The organism is Streptomyces sp. AC512_CC834 (genome assembly GCF_019049325.1).
Taxonomy (GTDB): domain Bacteria; phylum Actinomycetota; class Actinomycetes; order Streptomycetales; family Streptomycetaceae; genus Streptomyces.
Window position 1 is genome coordinate 179,013 of the sequence record NZ_JAGMUO010000065.1, and the last position, 16,470, is coordinate 195,482.

General features: G+C 72.8%; 17 protein-coding genes. 11 read left to right on the plus strand and 6 right to left on the minus strand.

Going from position 1 to position 16,470, the window contains the following annotated elements; all coding sequences use genetic code 11:
- Positions 1 to 41 precede the first annotated feature (41 nt).
- Genes KUM40_RS23025 through KUM40_RS23035 form a run of 3 tightly spaced genes read left to right on the plus strand, consistent with a single transcriptional unit; the run spans position 42 to position 2,331 of the window.
- Positions 42 to 794, plus strand: coding sequence for a LamB/YcsF family protein (locus KUM40_RS23025; protein WP_217167942.1), 753 nt, complete (start codon positions 42 to 44; stop codon positions 792 to 794).
- Entirely contained in the window at positions 791 to 1,453 is a 663-nt protein-coding gene (locus tag KUM40_RS23030) for an allophanate hydrolase subunit 1 (RefSeq protein ID WP_217167943.1), read from the plus strand. Before KUM40_RS23025 ends, KUM40_RS23030 begins: the two co-directional genes overlap by 4 nt.
- Positions 1,450 to 2,331 (plus strand): biotin-dependent carboxyltransferase family protein, encoded by an 882-nt coding sequence (locus KUM40_RS23035; RefSeq protein ID WP_217167945.1) that lies wholly within the window; start codon positions 1,450 to 1,452, stop codon positions 2,329 to 2,331. Before KUM40_RS23030 ends, KUM40_RS23035 begins: the two co-directional genes overlap by 4 nt.
- Here the strand turns inward: KUM40_RS23035 and KUM40_RS23040 are convergent.
- On the minus strand, positions 2,318 to 2,677 hold the full coding sequence (locus tag KUM40_RS23040) for a DUF2809 domain-containing protein (RefSeq protein WP_217167946.1): 360 nt from the start codon (positions 2,675 to 2,677) through the stop codon (positions 2,318 to 2,320). The genes KUM40_RS23035 and KUM40_RS23040 overlap by 14 nt on opposite strands.
- Positions 2,678 to 2,727: 50 nt before the next feature.
- Positions 2,728 to 3,330, minus strand: a complete 603-nt coding sequence (locus tag KUM40_RS23045; RefSeq protein ID WP_217167948.1) for a TetR/AcrR family transcriptional regulator — start codon at positions 3,328 to 3,330, stop codon at positions 2,728 to 2,730.
- A gap of 72 nt (positions 3,331 to 3,402) precedes the next feature.
- Between KUM40_RS23045 and KUM40_RS23050 the strand changes: the two genes are divergently transcribed.
- Positions 3,403 to 4,254, plus strand: a complete 852-nt coding sequence (locus KUM40_RS23050) for a class I SAM-dependent methyltransferase (RefSeq protein WP_217167950.1) — start codon at positions 3,403 to 3,405, stop codon at positions 4,252 to 4,254.
- A 5-nt stretch (positions 4,255 to 4,259) separates the two neighbouring features.
- Here KUM40_RS23050 and KUM40_RS23055 read toward each other — a convergent pair whose 3' ends face one another.
- A complete protein-coding gene (locus tag KUM40_RS23055) occupies positions 4,260 to 5,549 on the minus strand; it encodes a hypothetical protein (protein WP_217167951.1) in 1,290 nt (429 codons plus the stop codon).
- A 330-nt stretch (positions 5,550 to 5,879) separates the two neighbouring features.
- The gene (locus KUM40_RS23060) at positions 5,880 to 6,443 is read right to left on the minus strand and encodes a TetR/AcrR family transcriptional regulator (RefSeq protein WP_217167953.1); all 564 of its coding nucleotides are present in this window, start codon (positions 6,441 to 6,443) and stop codon (positions 5,880 to 5,882) included.
- A 115-nt stretch (positions 6,444 to 6,558) separates the two neighbouring features.
- Here KUM40_RS23060 and KUM40_RS23065 point away from each other — a divergent pair, with 115 nt between their 5' ends.
- From KUM40_RS23065 to rhaS, 4 genes are all read left to right on the plus strand, one after another.
- Positions 6,559 to 7,467 (plus strand): NmrA/HSCARG family protein, encoded by a 909-nt coding sequence (locus tag KUM40_RS23065; protein ID WP_217167954.1) that lies wholly within the window; start codon positions 6,559 to 6,561, stop codon positions 7,465 to 7,467.
- Between the two features lie 66 nt (positions 7,468 to 7,533).
- Positions 7,534 to 7,980: a MarR family winged helix-turn-helix transcriptional regulator gene (locus KUM40_RS23070; RefSeq protein WP_217167956.1), complete on the plus strand. Its 447-nt coding sequence runs from the start codon at positions 7,534 to 7,536 to the stop codon at positions 7,978 to 7,980.
- A 64-nt stretch (positions 7,981 to 8,044) separates the two neighbouring features.
- On the plus strand, positions 8,045 to 9,391 hold the full coding sequence (locus KUM40_RS23075) for an MFS transporter (RefSeq protein ID WP_254395577.1): 1,347 nt from the start codon (positions 8,045 to 8,047) through the stop codon (positions 9,389 to 9,391).
- 286 nt (positions 9,392 to 9,677) lie between these two features.
- The gene (gene rhaS, locus KUM40_RS23080; RefSeq protein WP_217167959.1) at positions 9,678 to 10,757 is read left to right on the plus strand and encodes a rhamnose ABC transporter substrate-binding protein; all 1,080 of its coding nucleotides are present in this window, start codon (positions 9,678 to 9,680) and stop codon (positions 10,755 to 10,757) included.
- A 39-nt stretch (positions 10,758 to 10,796) separates the two neighbouring features.
- On the opposite strand, the gene KUM40_RS23085 is transcribed toward rhaS, so the two are convergent.
- Positions 10,797 to 11,807 (minus strand): MASE1 domain-containing protein, encoded by a 1,011-nt coding sequence (locus tag KUM40_RS23085; RefSeq protein WP_217167961.1) that lies wholly within the window; start codon positions 11,805 to 11,807, stop codon positions 10,797 to 10,799.
- 50 nt (positions 11,808 to 11,857) lie between these two features.
- Positions 11,858 to 12,688: a PP2C family protein-serine/threonine phosphatase gene (locus tag KUM40_RS23090; protein ID WP_217167962.1), complete on the minus strand. Its 831-nt coding sequence runs from the start codon at positions 12,686 to 12,688 to the stop codon at positions 11,858 to 11,860.
- A 429-nt stretch (positions 12,689 to 13,117) separates the two neighbouring features.
- Here KUM40_RS23090 and KUM40_RS23095 point away from each other — a divergent pair, with 429 nt between their 5' ends.
- From KUM40_RS23095 to KUM40_RS23105, 3 genes are all read left to right on the plus strand, one after another.
- Positions 13,118 to 14,017 carry an NAD-dependent protein deacetylase gene (locus KUM40_RS23095; RefSeq protein WP_217167964.1) on the plus strand — a complete coding sequence of 300 codons (900 nt, stop codon included), beginning with the start codon at positions 13,118 to 13,120 and terminating at the stop codon, positions 14,015 to 14,017.
- A 145-nt stretch (positions 14,018 to 14,162) separates the two neighbouring features.
- A complete protein-coding gene (locus KUM40_RS23100; RefSeq protein ID WP_217167966.1) occupies positions 14,163 to 15,452 on the plus strand; it encodes an ABC transporter substrate-binding protein in 1,290 nt (429 codons plus the stop codon).
- A gap of 73 nt (positions 15,453 to 15,525) precedes the next feature.
- Entirely contained in the window at positions 15,526 to 16,467 is a 942-nt protein-coding gene (locus KUM40_RS23105) for a carbohydrate ABC transporter permease (RefSeq protein ID WP_217167967.1), read from the plus strand.
- Positions 16,468 to 16,470: the final 3 nt, after the last annotated feature.

A 16,470-nucleotide genomic window follows, 5' to 3' on the forward strand; every position in this document is an offset into this window, starting at 1 on the left:
ATCTCTTGTCGGATCGTTCAACGATCGTCTACTTTCAAGGGGTGATCGACCTCAACGCAGACCTCGGTGAGGGCTTCGGCCGCTGGACCCTCACCGACGACGACGCCCTGCTCTCCGTCGTCAGCAGTGCCAACGTCGCCTGCGGCTTCCACGCGGGCGACCCCTCGGTGATGCGCCGCGTGTGCGACCTAGCCGCCGAGCGCGGGGTGCGGATCGGCGCCCAGGTGTCCTACCGCGACCTGGCCGGCTTCGGACGCCGCGCCATGGAGGTGCCCGGCGACGAGCTGGCGGCCGAGGTGGCGTACCAGATCGGCGCGCTCAGGGTGTTCGCCGAGGCCGCCGGGGCCGAGGTGGCGTACGTGAAGCCGCACGGCGCGCTCTACAACCGCACCGTCCACGACGCCGAGCAGGCCCGTGCCGTCGTGGCCGGGGTCGGGCTCGCGGGCGGCGCGCTGCCCGTACTGGGCCTGCCCGGCTCGCGACTGCTCACCGCCGCAGGCGAGGCCGGGCTCACCGGTGTGCCCGAGGCCTTCGCGGACCGCGCCTACACCGCGCGGGGCACCCTCGTCCCGCGCCGTGAGGCGAACCCGGTGGTGACCGACGAGGACGCGGTGGTACGGCGCGCGCTGGGGTTCGCCGTGCGGGGGACGGTCGAGGCCGTGGACGGTACGACCGTCGCGGTCGCCGCCCGCTCGCTGTGTGTGCACGGCGACACTCCGAACGCGTCGAGGATCGCGGCGCGGGTGCGCGAGGCGCTGGAGGCCTCGGGGGTCGGGATCGAGGCGTTCGCATGACGGGGCGCCCGTCTCTCGCGACGCGTCCCGCAGGCCGGTACGCGCTCCTCGTCGAGCTGCCCGACGCCGAGGGCGCCGCCGCCTTCCACGCCGAGGTGCTGCGCAGACGCGCCGCCGGGACGCTGCCGCCGGTGCGGGAGATCGTGCCGGGGGCACGTACCGTCCTGCTGGACGGGGTGCCGGATCCTCAGGCGCTGGCCCGCACGCTCACCGGGTGGGACGTACCGCCGGGCGCCGCGGACGACGGGGACGTCGTGGAGATCGCCGTACGCTACGACGGACCGGACCTGGCCGACGTGGCGGCCCTGTGGGGCGTCGCTCCCGAAGAGGTCGCCGCCCGCCACTCCTCCCCCACCTACCGGGTCGCGTTCTGCGGCTTCGCGCCCGGCTTCGGCTACCTGACCGGCCTGCCGCCCCGGCTGCACGTACCGCGCCGGTCCACACCGAGGACCCGCGTGCCGGCCGGGGCGGTCGCACTCGCCGGCCCGTACAGCGCGGTCTACCCGCGCTCCACGCCGGGCGGCTGGCAGCTCATCGGCACCATGCCCGACCCGCGACCGCTGTGGGACCCCACGCGGGAGCGCGCGGCCCTCCTCGCACCGGGGACGCGCGTGCGATTCGTCACGGCGGACGGCATCCCCGCGGAGGCGGAGGCATGACGGCCAAGCTCACGACCGTGCGCTGCGGCGCCCTGACGACGGTGCAGGACTCGGGCCGGCCCGGTCACGCCCACCTGGGTGTCCCCCTCTCCGGCGCACTGGACGCCCCCGCGATGCGGCTCGCCAACCGCCTGCTGGGCAACGACCCGGGGGCCGCCGTCCTGGAGACCACCCTCACGGGCTGCGTCCTGCGGCCCGACCGCGACATCACCGCCGTGGTCGGCGGCGCGCCCTGCCCGGTGACCGTGGACGGCCGGCCGGCCGCCTGGGGCGCTCCGGTGCGGGTGCCGGCGGGCGCGGTCCTGGAGGTGGGGGCGGTGACCGCCGGTGTGCGCTCGTACGTGGCGGTCGCGGGCGGCATCGCCGCCGAACCCGTGCTGGGCAGCCGCGCGACGGACCTGCTGTCGGGGCTGGGACCGGAGCCCCTGCGCGACGGTGACGTCGTCGAGGTGGGGACCCCGGCCCTGCCGGTGGCGCTGCCCGTCGCCGCCCCCTGGCCCGCGCCGCCCGCCGAACTGGTCCTGCCGGTATGCCCGGGTCCCCGCGCCGACTGGTTCTCCCCCGCCGCGCTGCGCACGCTCACCTCGGCCGCGTACCGCGTCTCGCCGCACAGCAACCGCATCGGCCTGCGTACCGAAGGGCCTTCGCTGGAACGGGCGCGGACGGACGGACTGCCCGACGGACTGCCCGACGAACTGCCCAGCGAGGGCATGGTCCTGGGCGCCGTCCAGGTCCCGCCGGACGGGCGCCCGGTGATCTTCCTGCACGACCATCCGACGACCGGGGGTTACCCGGTCATCGCGGTCGTCGCGGGACCCGCCCTGGCGGCGGTGGCGCAGGCCGCGGCCGGGACGCCGGTGCGGTTCACGCTCGGCTGACCGGCCGGCGCGCACCGGCCCGGCGCAGCCGGGGCACGAGGGACCAGCCGGCCACCGCGCCGACCGCGTACCAGAAGAGGTCCGGTGCGTTGAAGGTGGAACCCAGGACCAGGCGAGCGGCCGTGCTCTGCCGGGCGAGCTGGGCCGGCAGGTCGGTGAGCTGGAGAAACTCCACGCCCCAGCTCACGGCCAGGGCCGCGCCGGCGGCCTTCGCCGGTGGCGTGGACGGCGCCACCACGAAAACGAGGGCGAGGACCAGCAGGGTGTACAGCGCGTCCCCGCCGTACTTGGCCACGTCCCCCGCCGCCACGGCCCTGAGGGTCAGTCCGGCGCCGACGATCACCACCGAGGCCACCGCCGCGGCCAGACGTGTCGTTGTCTGCCGCGAGACCGGGTTCAGCGTGACCGCCGTTGCACGACATCGGCGAGCACCGTGGTCACCAGCTTGTTGACGGTCGCGGTGGTCGGCGGGCCGGGGTCGCGGTCCGCGAACAGGAGATGGCCGCCGCCGACCAGCGAGAGGGTGAGTGAGTCGATGTCGGCGTCGGCCGCGATGCGGCCCATGGCGCGCTCGTCGGCCAGGTAGACGGAGACCGCGGTCGTGACCTGGGCGAGGATCGCGATGCCGCCTCCGGGCCTGGCCTGCCGCAGCCGCGCGCGCAACTCGTCCCGGCAGGTGATGAGCGGGATGATCGCCACGGGAACCGGTCCGAACAGGGTGGTCAGCGCACCCGTGAGGTTGTCGGCCACGGTGCCGGTGCCGGCGGTCTCGCGCAGCGTGTGCGCCTGCGTCTCGAGCTGGGCGGCGCGGTCCAGGACCAGCTCGGCGAGGAAGGCCTCGAAGTCGGTGAAGTGCCGGTGCAGGAGGCCTTTGGCGCAGGCCGCCTCGTCGGTGACGGCCCGGCTGGTCAGCCCGTTCGGGCCGTCTCGCAGCAGCACGCGCTCGGCGGCGTCGAACAACTGCTGCCGCGCGTCGCGCAGGTGTACCCCGGTCGGCACGTACCGCTCCTCTCGCGGGCCAGGCTCCTGGCACCCGTTGGCAAGTGGGCGCTTGCCCACTAAAGTGAACGCATGCCCATTCTACCGCGAGAGCAACCCGAACCGGTGCGGTCCCAACCCCAACCCCAACCCCAACCCCAGCCGCATCAGGCTCGGCAGACGGCCGAATCGTTCGGCACGGACGCCGAGCGCTACGACCGGGCCCGCCCCGGCTACCCCGAGGACCTGGTGGCGCGGGTCGTCGACGGGAGCCCGGGGCCCGACGTGCTCGACGTCGGCTGCGGCACCGGCATCGCGGCCCGCCAGTTCCAGGCCGCCGGCTGCGCCGTGCTCGGCATCGAGCCGGACGCGCGGATGGCCGACCTCGCGCGGGCCCGCGGCCTGCCGGTCGAGGTGACCACCTTCGAGGCCTGGGAACCGGCCGGCCGGACGTTCGACGCGTTGACGGCCGCCCAGTCGTGGCACTGGGTGGACCCGGTCGCCGGCGCCGCGAAGGCGGCCCGGGTGCTGCGTCCGGACGGGCGCCTGACGGTCTTCGGGCACGTCTTCGAACCGCCCGCCGAGGTGGCCGAGCCGTTCGCCGCGGCCTGCCGGCGGGTGGCGCCCGGCTCCCCGTTCAGCGATCAACCGGCTCGACGTCCGCTGGAGACGTACCGAGCGGGGTACGCGAAGATCGCCGACACGATCCGCGAGACCGGGCGGTTCGACGACCCGGAACAGTGGCGATTCGACTGGGAACGGTCCTACACGCGCGACCAGTGGCTGGACCTGCTCCCCACCACCGGTGGCCTCACCCGGCTGAGCCCCGGTCAACTGGCCGGGATACTGGGCGCGGTCGGCGATGCCGTCGACGCGCTGGGTGGCCGCTTCACGATGCACTACACCACCCTGGCGACCACCGCCGTACGCGCGGGCACCCGCTGACCGGCTCAGCAGGCGGGCACGTCCGGGAGCCATGAGTCGGCGACGTCGATGAAGATGTTGGAGACGTAGCCGCCGTAGTCGGGCAGGTACGACCAGGCGTCATTGCTGTAGCCGTCGTGGGTGACGAGTTGGCCGTGGACCTGGCACCGCACCCGCACGGTCGTGGGCCCGGGCAGACCGGCCACGCGGGTGGAGGTGGTCGTCGCCTGCTGCCGAACGCCGACGTCGGTGCTCCACGTCCGGAACGACGTGGTGTCGCCGCCCACGTCGGTCCACAGATAGGTGACGGTCACCCAGCCGTTGTCGTCGAGGCCGACGTTGTAGAAGGTGCCGTCGGCCAGGTCGATGCCCGCCGGATTGGCGACCTGCCGGCCGAACTCGTCGCGTCCGCCGTTGTAGCCGTCCTCGTACGCGGCCTGCGCCTCGGGCAGACCCTGCGGCAGGTCCTTCCACTGCTCGCGCCGGTCGGAGGGGTTCCAGTGGTCGTCGTGCGTGTTCCAGGGGCCGACGTCCCACACCGGCGCCGTCTCGCAGCGGACCGGCCCGCACACCTGCACGGAGTACTGTCCGCTGCCGGCCGGCGAGAGCGCCCGTCGGGAGGGGAGGGCCACGAAGTGGTCGTTCTCGCGGATGACGTGGCCGTTGGCGGTGGTGTGTCCGACCAGGCCCTCGCGGGTGGCGTAGACGCGCGCCGAGAAGGCGGAGCCGGGGGCGGGCTCGGCGGGGACACTCCGCGTGTCGTCCGCCGTCAGGGTCACCGCCCGCACGGCGGCCGTGGGCGCGCCCGTGGCGTTCCACAGGGTGAGCCGGGCCTGGACGTCGACGACATCACGGGGCAGTCGGGCCGGGGTTCCGGCCGCCGCCCGCCGCCACTCGGTCCAGGTTCCGTCGGCCGCGCGTCCCCGCACGTCGACCTCGACGCTCGCCGCCTCGGGCACCGTCGCGTCGAGGCTCACGGTGACCCGGTTCACGGGCCGGCCCACGTGGTGCGCCTCCAGTACGGCGGAGGCGTAGCCGCGGTCCCGGCCCAGCGAGGCGGGGCTGAGGGAGCCGTCCCGCACCCGCAGGGCGCCCGCGTCGTACCGGACGTTGACGTCGTCGCCGCCCGTCCGTGACAGGTCCGGGTGCCAGGACACCGGGGCGGGCGGGAGGGCGGCGTCGGCGGCCGGAGCCGGCGCCGTGGACAGAGCGGTACCGGCGAGGGCGAGCAGGCACACCGCGCCGCCCAGCGCGCGCGGGAGCCGCCGTCCGCGGCGCGGGGCGGAACTCCGGTACCGGGTGGGAGGGGTCAGCATGTGGGCACTCCTGGGAGCGGGCGTCGTTGTGGGAGCGGACGTCGTTGCTCCAGCCGTCGTACTCGACCGGGCCGCGGTCGACCCGGCAGGCCACGCGGACGGACCGCGGTCCGGGCAGGCTCGCCACCCGTGCGGAGTCGGTCGACGGCCACCGACGGGTGCTCACGTCCGGGCTCACGCCGGTACTCACGCCGGTACTCACGCCGGTACTCACGCCGGTACTCATGCCGGTGCGCGTGCCGGGAACGGGGGCGCGGTGAGCCACGACGCTCGTCCCGGGGTGTGCGGCTCGAGGTTGCCGACCGCGTGCCCCCGGCGGGCACACCCCGCTCACCTCGGCGGACTGACGCCCTCGACGGTCAGGTCCAGCAGTCGACGCGCCTCGGCGACAGGGGTCGGATGGTGCTCCGTTGCCAGGGCGATGCCCGTGACCAGCGCGACGAGGTCGGCGGGGGTGACACCCGGCGCCACCACACCCTCCTCGGCGGCGCGCCGCACCAGCGGTTCGACCGCGCCGCCGAGCTTCACCGAGCAGACGTTCACATGCTCCGGGTCGACCAGCCGGTCCTGGGCCAGCGCCTCGGCCATCCCCCGTGCGGAGGCGGCGTACTCGGTGAGCGCGCCCAGCCAGTCCAGCAACGCGGTCCGGACGTCGGGCGCCTCGGCCGACGCGGCGGCGCCGGCGCACAGGGCCTCGATCCGCTCCCCGAACACCGCCTCCAGCAGGGCGCGTCGGCTCGGGAAGTGCCGGCGCACCGTCGCCGAGCCGACACCGGCGATGCGGGCGATCCGTTCCAGGGACGCGTCGGCGCCGTGGGCGGCAACCTCCTGTTCGGCCACGGCCAGGATCCGGGCGTAGTTGCGCCGTGCGTCCGCGCGCTGGTTCTCGGGCATGGCGTCCTTTCGGTATCGCTGATCGGGATTGCTAAGTGGCGGGGCCCTCCGTATCGTACCCAGGAGATAAGTGGCGGGCCCCGCCATTTACCTTTCACCACCCCCGGAGGACACCATGCCCACAGACTCCGCACCCGTTCTGGTCACCGGCGCGACCGGCCGGCAGGGCGGCGCCACCACCCGCGCCCTGCTCAGGTCGGGCATCGCGGTCCGGGCACTGGTCCGCGACCCCTCGACCGACCGGGCGGCGGCGGTCGAGGCGCTCGGAGCCGAACTGGCCACCGGGGACCTGGACGACCTCGACTCCGTGACCCGGGCCGCCGAGGGGGTCCGTGCCGTCTTCTCCGTCCAGATGCCCGACCTCGAAGGGCGCGGCTTCGAGGGCGAGGTCGCCCAGGCCGCCCACCTGATCGAGGGCGCCAGGGCGGCCGGAGTAACCCAGTTCGTGCACACCTCAGTTTCAGGCGCCGGGCAGCACACGAGCCGGGTGCAGGGCCGTTGGGCCTGGATGAGCCCCTACTACGCCGCGAAGTCCGGGATCCAGGACCGGGTGCGCGAGGCGGGCTTCGCCCACTGGACGCTCATCAAGCCGGGGTTCTTCATGGAGAACTTCCTCCCCGCGCAGGGCATCATGTTCCCGCGCGGCCTGGAGCGCGGTCTGGTGAGTCTGCTGAAGCCCACGACCCGGCTGTCGCTCGTCGCCGTCGACGACATCGGGGCCGCCGCGGCGGCGGCCGTGGCCCGACCGGAGCGCTTCGACGGGGTCGAGCTGGAACTGGCGAGCGACCACTTGAGCATGACGGAGATCGCCGCCATCCTTTCCGGCCACTTGAAGACAGCCGTGACCGCACCCGACATGACCGAGGACGAGGCGGTCGCCGCCGGCATGCCCGACATGGGGTTCGGACAGGCACAGCTCAACGAGTTCCCCCAGCCCGCGCTCCCGGAGTTCGCACGGAACCTGGGACTGATACCCACCTCCTTCGAGACGTGGGTGCGCGAGTACATGCCGGTCGCGGCCTGACGCCACCCCGAGCATTCATACAGGTGTACCTGTACAGTTACACCTGTAGAAGTTAGGCTCTCGCGCATGAGTGAGAACCAGAGCCTGTCGCCGTCGGCGGTTCAGGCCTCGCGCGAGGTCCGTACGGTCATCAGCCGCCTGCGGCGCCGCATCCTGAAGGCCTCCGAGGTGGAAGACATCACCCTGGGCCAGGCCTCGGTCCTGGCCCGGCTGTCCGGCAAGGACGGCGTCACGGCCAGCGAGCTCGCCGCCGCCGAAGGGGTGCGGCACCAGTCGATGACGGCGACGGTCGCGTCCCTCGCCTCGATGGGGCTGTTGCGGCGGCGCCCCGACCCGGGCGACGGGCGGCGTCTGCTGATCGCGCTGACCGCCGAGGGCCAACGCCGGGTGGAGGAAGGGCGGCAGGCCCGGACGGAATGGCTCGCCGGCCAGTTGCAGGACAAGTGCACGGAAGAGGAACGCCGGGCCGTGATCTCCACCATGGCCGTACTGGAGCGGCTGACCCGTGACTGACGCGAAGGCGGCTGCGCGGGGGGACACGGACAAGCCGCGCTTCGACCGCCGGCTGCTGCCCCCGATGCTGCTCGGCTCGGTCCTGAACCCGATCAACTCGACGATCATCGCCGTCGCCCTCGTGCCCATCGGCCGGGCCCTGGGCGCGCCGGCCTCGCAGACCGCGTGGCTCGTCTCCGCCCTCTACCTGGCCACCTCGCTCGGTCAGCCGGTCATGGGCCGGCTCATCGACCTGTTCGGACCGCGCAGGCTCTTCCTCCTTGGCACCGGCCTCGTGGGCGTCGCCGGTGTGGTCGGCGCCCTGGCGCCGAACCTGGGCGTGTTGATCGTGGCCCGCGTCCTGCTCGGCTTCGGCACCTGCGCCGGCTATCCCGCGGCGATGGCACTGGTGCGCAGCGAGGCCGAGCGCACCGGACGGGACAGTCCGGGCGGTGTGCTCACCGCGCTGGCGGTCGCCAACCAGACCATCGCCGTCGTCGGCCCGTTGCTGGGCGGCCTGTTGATCGCGGTGGGCGGCTGGCGCACCACGTTCGCGCTGAACGTGCCGCTGGCGGTCGCGGCGGTGCTGCTCGGCGTGTTGCGGCTGCCCAAGTCGGCCGGGACGCCCCGCTCCCCGAGGCGGGGGAGCCTGATCGCCCAGCTCGACCTGCCCGGCATGGGGCTGTTCGCCGCGATGCTCGTCTCGCTGCTGCTCTTCCTGATGAACCTGCACCTGCGCGACTGGTACCTGCTGGCGATCTCCGCCGCCGCGGGAGCCGCGTTCGCGGTCCGGGAGCTGCGGGCCAGGACCCCGTTCATCGATCTGCGGGTCCTCGGCGGCAACACCCCACTCCTGGCCACCTACGGGCGGGCGCTGGTCGCGTACGTCGTCGCGTACGCCTTCCTCTACGGCTTCACCCAGTGGACCGAAGACGGCTTCGGGCTGACGCCCTTTCACGCCGGGCTGGCCCAGATCCCCATGTTCCTGCTGGCCATCGGGGTCTCCATAGTCTCCGGGCGCAGCGGGAGCGTGCGCGGGAAGCTGCTGCTCGGCGCGGTCGGACAGATCGCCGCCTGTCTGGTGATCCTCACGCTCACGGGGGACAGCCCCCTGTGGATGCTGCTGGTGGTCGCCCTGATATTCGGTGTGCCGCAGGGGCTGAACAACCTGGCCCTGCAGAACTCCGTCTACTTCCAGGCCGACTCCGAGCGCACCGCCTCCTCGGCGGGACTGCTGCGCACCTTCGCCTACATCGGTTCGATGGTCGCCTCCTCCGCGACCGCCGCGTCCTTCGGGCAGCACGCCGACACCGGCGGCCTGCACCGGCTCGCCTGGGTCATGCTCGGAGCGGGCGTCCTCTACCTGCTGCTGACGCTCTTCGACCGCTCCCTCGGCCGTACGGGGGCCACGGACGCGCGGGCGGCGACGTAGTCGTGGTGCGGGCGCAATCTCTCCGCATCCCGGCGTCGGTTCCGCGATCCCCCGAGGGGCAGGGCTGAAGGGCCGCAGGCTCAAGAACTGTTTCCCGCAAGTCCATTGACCACAACGGCGTTTGTGCCTAACGTCCCCGTCACGTTCCATTGAAACCTTTCAGTGCCCTGGCCCCACGCTCGGGCGGCCCCACGCGACTTTCACGCACCCGCATGGCTCTTCCCCCTGCCGGACGCGCTCGGCGAACGGCCTCGGGTGCCGCACGTCGACTCACCGAAAGAAGCACATGCGCACCTCCCCCTCACGTCGCGCCTCCGTACTGCTCGCCGCCGTCTCCTCGCTCAGTCTCCTCACCGCCGCGTGCGGTGACACGGACGACTCGGCGGACGACGACGGTACGACCAACGCCAAGAACGCCGAGGCGTCCCCCAACGCGCCCACCAAGACGGGCCTGACCGTCAGTTTCCTTCCCAAACAGGTCAACACGCCGTACTTCACCGTGGCCGACGACGGCGGTGAGCGGGCCGTCGAGGAGCTGGGCTCGACGTTCAAGGAAGTAGGCACGGAACAGGGCTCCGACACCGCCGGTCAGGTCTCCCGCATCAACGCCCTCACCGAGGAGAAGGTCGACGCGATCGCCGTCTCGGCGCTGGACCCCGACGCACTGTGCGACGCCCTCAAGCGGGCCATGGCGGAGGGCGTCAAGGTCGTCACCTACGACTCCGACACCAATCCCGGGTGCCGCTACGCCTTCGTCTCCCCCGCGAGCTCCGAGGACATCGCCGTACGGCAGTTGGCCCTGCTCGGCGAGCAGATCGGCTACAAGGGCGACATCGCGATCCTGTCCGCCGCCCGGACGGCGACGAACCAGAACGCCTGGATCAAGAGCATCAAGAGGGAGCTGGAGGATGCGCGGTACCAGGACATGCGCCTCGTCGACGTCGCCTACGGCGACGACGAGGCGAAGAAGTCGTACCGGGAGGCCGAAGGACTCCTCGAGGAGCACCCGGACCTGAAGGGGATCATCTCTCCCACCACCAACGGCATCAAGGCAGCCGCGAAGTACCTCTCGCAGTCGCAGTCCAAGGGCGACGTCAAGCTCACCGGCCTCGGCGCCCCCAACGACATGCGCCCCTACATCGAGGACGGCACGGTGGATGCCTTCGTGCTGTGGGACCCGGCCAAGCTCGGCGAGCTGGCCGGGCACGCCGCGGTGGCCCTCGCCTCGGGGCAGATCACCGGCCGGGAGGGGCAGATGTTCCTGGCCGGCGACATGGGCTGGTTCAAGCTCGGCGGGGACGGCGTCATCACCCTCGGCGATCCGACGGTCTTCGACGCCGGGAACATCGACGACTACGACTTCTGACCTCCGGCCGGACCGGCGGCGGGGAAACCGCCGCCGGGCTCACCGCGCCTGTCCTCCGGGCGCCCCGGGGCTCCCGGGGCTCCCGGGATTCCCGGGGCCGCCGGCGTTCAGGTGCTGCAACGCCTCGACCAGCTCCTGGCAGGCCGCTTCCACCGACCGTCTGGTGTTGAGCTGTTCGCCGATCACCGCGGAGAGCAGGAGCGCGGTCAGTCCGAGGGTCCCGTTGAAGGCCTGGAGCTTCATCATCGTCTCGATGTCGGTCAGCTTCCCGAAGGAGCCGGCCTCCTGCCGGGCCACGACGGTGGCCATCACCGAGGCGAAGAGGGCGCACGGCATGCCGCCCGCCAACTGGAAGCGCAGCGCGGACCAGATCAGCAGCGGATAGCAGAGGAACAGCACGCTGACCGAGCTGTACATGATCAGCGGCACGGCCACGCACACGACGACGGTGAGGCCGACGGCCTCGACCCAGCGGACCGACGGCGGGGGCGGCAGACGTGCTCGGTACAGCAGGAGCAGCAGCGGAGTGACGAGGACGACGCCCATGGCGTCGCCCACCCACCACGCCAGCCAGATGAGCCCGAGATGGTGGGTGGGGAGCTTGTCCGACAGCACGAGCATGCCGACGCCCGCTCCCGAGCTGATCAGCATGGCGGCCAGCGCCCCCAGGAAGACCAGGGCCAGTCCGTCGCGCAGGCGGCTCAGGCTCGGCCGGAACCCCACCGCGCGCAGCATCAGCCAGGCGCAGACCGGGGCGGCGGTGTTGCCGGCCACGATCCCGACGGCCTCGGCGCCGGGGGTTCCCAGGGAGACGATGACCAGGAGCGCGCCGATGGCGATGCCCGGTACGCAGCTCGGGCCGAAGAGGAGCAGACAGGCCACCGCGAGGCCGGTGGGCGGCCAGATGGGGGTGACGACCGCCCCGTCGGCGGTCAGTCGCTGCGACAGCCCCAGTCGTCCCGCCGCGTAGTAGCAGGCGGCGACGAGCAGCGTCTCACTGGCCAGGACGACCGGTCTCGGCCACGCACGGATTCCCACCACAGCAGCCATCAGACACCTGTGCGGCCGCATCAGCGAGGCGGGAGCCGCCGCGTCCCGCCCTACGGCGTAATGGCACGCCCGTCGTGGCCGACGACGAGTACGGCGGCGTCGTCCTCGTGTCCGATCAACTCGGCGTTCTTCAGTACGGCGGCCGCCAGCGCGTGCGCCTCCATGCCGACGACGGCGGCGAGGCTCGCCAGCCGTACCACCCTCTCCAGGCCTTCGTCGACGTTCAGGGACGGTCCCTCCACGACGCCGTCCGTGACCAGGACGAACACTCCGCCCGTGCCGAGCCGGTACCGCGTCACCGGGTACTCGGTTCCCTCCATGACGCCCAGGGGCGGTCCCCCCTCGTCCCGGCAGACCTCCGCCCTGCCGTCGGCCGTGGCCCGGACGCAGGGAATGTGGCCGGCCCGGGCGCTCTCCAGCACGCCGGTGGCCGGGTCGAGGCGCATGAAGGTGCAGGTGGCGAAGAGGTCCTTGTTCAGGGTGAGGACGAGTTCGTTGGTGCAGGCGAGGAGGTCGCCCGGCTCGCTCGTCACGGAGGCGAGCGCCCGCAGGGCCACCCGGACCTGGCCCATGAAGGCGGCCGCGTCGATGGCGTGCCCCTGGACGTCGCCGACGGAGAGGCCGATGCGGCCGTCGGGGAGGGTGAAGGCGTCGTACCAGTCGCCGCCCACGTTGAGTCCGGCGTACGCGGGCGAGTAGCACGCGGCCAGGTGAATGCCGGGAACGGCGGGGAGGTCCGCGGGAAGCATGTCACGTTGGAGGGCGATGGCCAGCTCCACCTGCGAGCGCCGCAGCTCGGCCAGCTCCCTCGTCCGTGTGGTCAGCGACGACAGTCGGGCGAGCAGCTCTTCACCGTCAGGTGCGGGACGCTTGCGGAACATCGACCACTCCCGGGCCAGGCCGCCTCTCGCAGCAGGAGCCTCTCGGCGCCGCCCTGGACAGTGCAAGTCTGTCATCCGGCACGGAAAAGGTCCTGCCGAAGCCGTCCGGCGGTCGCGGTGGCGGTGGCGGTGGCGTACGCCGCGCCTCGTCACGCCGCGCCGCGCGCCCCGCGCCCCGCCACACCCCGCTGCGCCGCGTCCGCCTCGCCGCGCCCCGCCTCGCCGCGCCCCGCCACGCCGCGTCCGCCCTGCCATGCCCCGCCCTTCCGTGTCCCGCCGCCCCGCGTCCGCCACGCCATGCCCCGCCACGCCGCGTCCGCCCTGCCGTGTCCCGCCGCACCGCGTCCGCCACGCCACGTCCCGCCGCACCGCGTCCCGCCGCGCGCCCCGCCCCGCCACGGACGGCGGCGCGTTCCGTACCCTTGCCGCATGCGCATGCGGCCCACTCTGAGCTGGACCCCGGGAGCGGATCTGCCGCCGGGCACCACGGACCTGGAGCCCGTGGTCGACGCGCTGCGCGCCGGCGGGGTGCTGGTGCTCAGCGGGGCGGGCATCTCCACGGAGTCGGGCATCCCCGACTACCGGGGCGAGGGCGGGAGCCTGAGCCGGCACACGCCGATGACCTACCAGGACTTCACCGCGCACCCCGACGCCCGCCGCCGGTACTGGGCACGCAGCCACCTCGGCTGGCGCACCTTCGGCCGCGCCCGCCCCAACACGGGGCACCGTTCGGTGGCGGCGTTCGGGCGGCACGGTCTGCTCACCGGCGTGATCACCCAGAACGTCGACGGTCTGCACCAGGCCGCCGGCAGCGAGAACGCGGTGGAACTCCACGGCAGCCTGGACCGGGTCGTCTGCCTGACCTGCGGTTCCTTCAGCCCGCGCCGCGAACTCGCCCGGCGGCTGGAGGAGGCGAACGCGGGCTTCGCGCCGGTGGCCGCCGGCATCAACCCGGACGGCGACGCCGACCTCACCGACGAACAGGTCGGGGACTTCCGCGTGGTGCCCTGCGCGGTCTGCGGCGGCATCCTCAAACCGGACGTGGTGTTCTTCGGCGAGAACGTGCCGCCGCGGCGCGTCGAGCACTGCCGCGAGCTGGTGCGCGCGGCGTCCACGCTGCTGGTCCTCGGCTCCTCGCTGACGGTGATGTCGGGGCTCCGGTTCGTCCGTCAGGCGGCCGAGGCGGCGAAGCCGGTACTGATCGTCAACCGGGACCCCACCCGCGGCGACCGGCAGGCCGTCACCCGGGTCGCGCTCCCGCTGGGAACGGCTCTCACGGCCGTGGCCGACCGGCTGGGCATCCCCGTGGCCGACGGGGCGGCGGCCTGATCGGGCGGCGAAACGCCCCGCGCGAGGTCGCGAAAGTCCCCCGGGCCACCCCCTTGACCGCACTGCCTCCACTCCATACAGTCCTCGCACCTCACGAGGTACATCGATTAACCAATCGTTAACCGCTTGGTTGGAGACCACCCCTGTGCGCTCATCGCTGACCCGGCGCGACCTGCTCGCCGCCGGTTCCGGTCTGGCCGCGGCCGCTGCCCTGCCCGCTCTGTCCGGCTGCTCGTCGCTGGCGTCGGCGGACTCCGACCCGGACACCCTCGTCGTCCACACCCAGCTCGGCACCACCGCGCCGGGCTCTGCCACCTACCTGGCCGCCGTGGACCGCTTCCGGGAGGAGAACCCGGGGGTGAAGGTCAAGAACCTCATCAACGGCGACGACCTCGCCCAGGTCTACGAGACCTCCCGGCTGGCCCGCAAGGAGGCCGACGTCGTGATGGTCAACCTCTACGACAAGACGCTGGCCTGGACGGACGTGGGCGCGACCGTCGACGTCAAGCCCTACCTCGACGACTGGGGGCTGCGCGAACGCGTCCTGCCCGAGGCCCTGGCCGACTGGACCGACGACGAGGGCAGGGTCCGGGCCTTTCCCTACTTCGCCACGAACTGGCCGGTCGCCTACAACCGCGCCCTGCTCGACCGCGCCGGGGTCGGCGAGATCCCCACCACGGGGGACGCGCTGATCTCCGCGGCCCGCAAGCTCCGCGCCAGGGGAATCGCCCCCGTGACCGTGGGCGGCAACGACTGGACCGGCCAGAAGCTGCTGGCGCAGATCATCCAGACGTTCCTCACCGAGGAGGAGGCCCGGCACGTCTACTCCACGGGTGACTTCGGCGGGCGCGGCGCGCGCCGGGGCATCGAGTACTTCACGCACCTGCGCGACGCCGGTGTGTTCGCGGACAAGGCCCAGGGCCTCACGTCCGACTCGATGACCACGCAGTTCAACACCGAGGAGGCGGCCGCCCAGTCGGCGATGTCCTCCGCCCTGGCCAAGGTGCCCGACAACGTGGCCCGGCACACCGAGGTGGGCGGCTGGCCCCTGGCCGACGGAGCGGCGCACGACGGCCCGACCGTCATCCGCGCCTACACCCTCATCGGGTTCTGGATCAGCCCCAACGGCGTCCGCAAGATCGAGCACGTGGAGAAGTTCCTGCGCTTCATGTACAGCCCGGACACGGTGGCGCGGTTCGTGACGGAGAGCGGCCGGGACATGGCCCTGCGCACGGACGCCGTGAGCACCGACTTCCCGCTGGTGGGGGCGGCTCAGCGGCTCGGCTCCGAGGTGAGCCAGGTGCTCCTGCCCGACGTGTACGTGCCGCCCGCCGCCGCGCAACCGCTGATCACCGCGACCAGCACGTCGTTCACCCGGGGCACGAGCCCGGCCCGCGTGCGCGCCGCCCTCGAGTCCGCGTACCGGTCCGTATGAGCCGCCCGGTTCTCCTCTCCTTGGCCGCCCGGTCCCTCCTCGTCCCCCTCACCCGTTCTCCGGGAGTCACCGCATGACGACGCTCACGACGACGCCGGACGGCAGAGCGGCCCGTCGGTCCGCCCCGCCCGCCTCCCCCGCTCCGGCCGCGCGCCGCCCCCGGCAGGGCGGCACCGTCCTCGCGGTGCCCGCCCTGGTGTGGTACCTGGTCTTCATGATCGGGCCGCTGCTCGCCATCTTCGTGATCGCGGCCCTGCGCTGGCCGGGCATGCTCCAGCCGGTGTCCTTCGCCGGTCTCGACAACGCCCGTGCGGTGCTGGACGACCCGATGTTCTGGGACGCGGTGCGCAACACCGCCGTGCAACTGACCGTTGCCGTGCCCGTGATGATCGTCTGCGCGTACATGCTGGGGTACTACGTGGCCCAGCGGCCGCCCGGGCACCGCGTCATCCGGTATCTGCTCTTCATCCCGGGCCTGATCTCGACGCCCGCGAAGGCGATGGTCTTCTACGCGGCCCTGTCGCCGGACGGCCTGGTCAACGGGGGTCTTGAGGGCATCGGCCTGGGCTCCCTGACCGATGCCTGGCTGGCCTCGCCGTCGACGGCTCTGGCGTGTCTGATCGCCCTGGACATCTGGGCCGGCATCGGCTTCACCGCCGTACTGTTCGCCGCCCGGCTGGGCAGCGTGCCGGACGAGCTGGGTGAGGCCGCCCAGTTGGACGGGGCGGGGCACTGGCGGACGATGTGGTCGGTCCACTTCCCCGTCATCCGTGACTACGTCGGCGTGGTGACGATGCTCCAGTTCCTGTGGACGCTGTTCGGCTCCGCCCAGCACGTACTGCTGCTCACGCAGGGTGGTCCCGGCACCTCGTCCACCACACTCTCGTTCCTGGTGTACCAGAAGGCGTTCATCGCCGCCGACCTCGGTTACAGCCAGACCGTCGGCGTTCTCCTCTTCCTCGCCGGGCTCGTCGGGCTGCTGACGATCCGCCGCGTCTTCCGCCAGAACTACTGATCG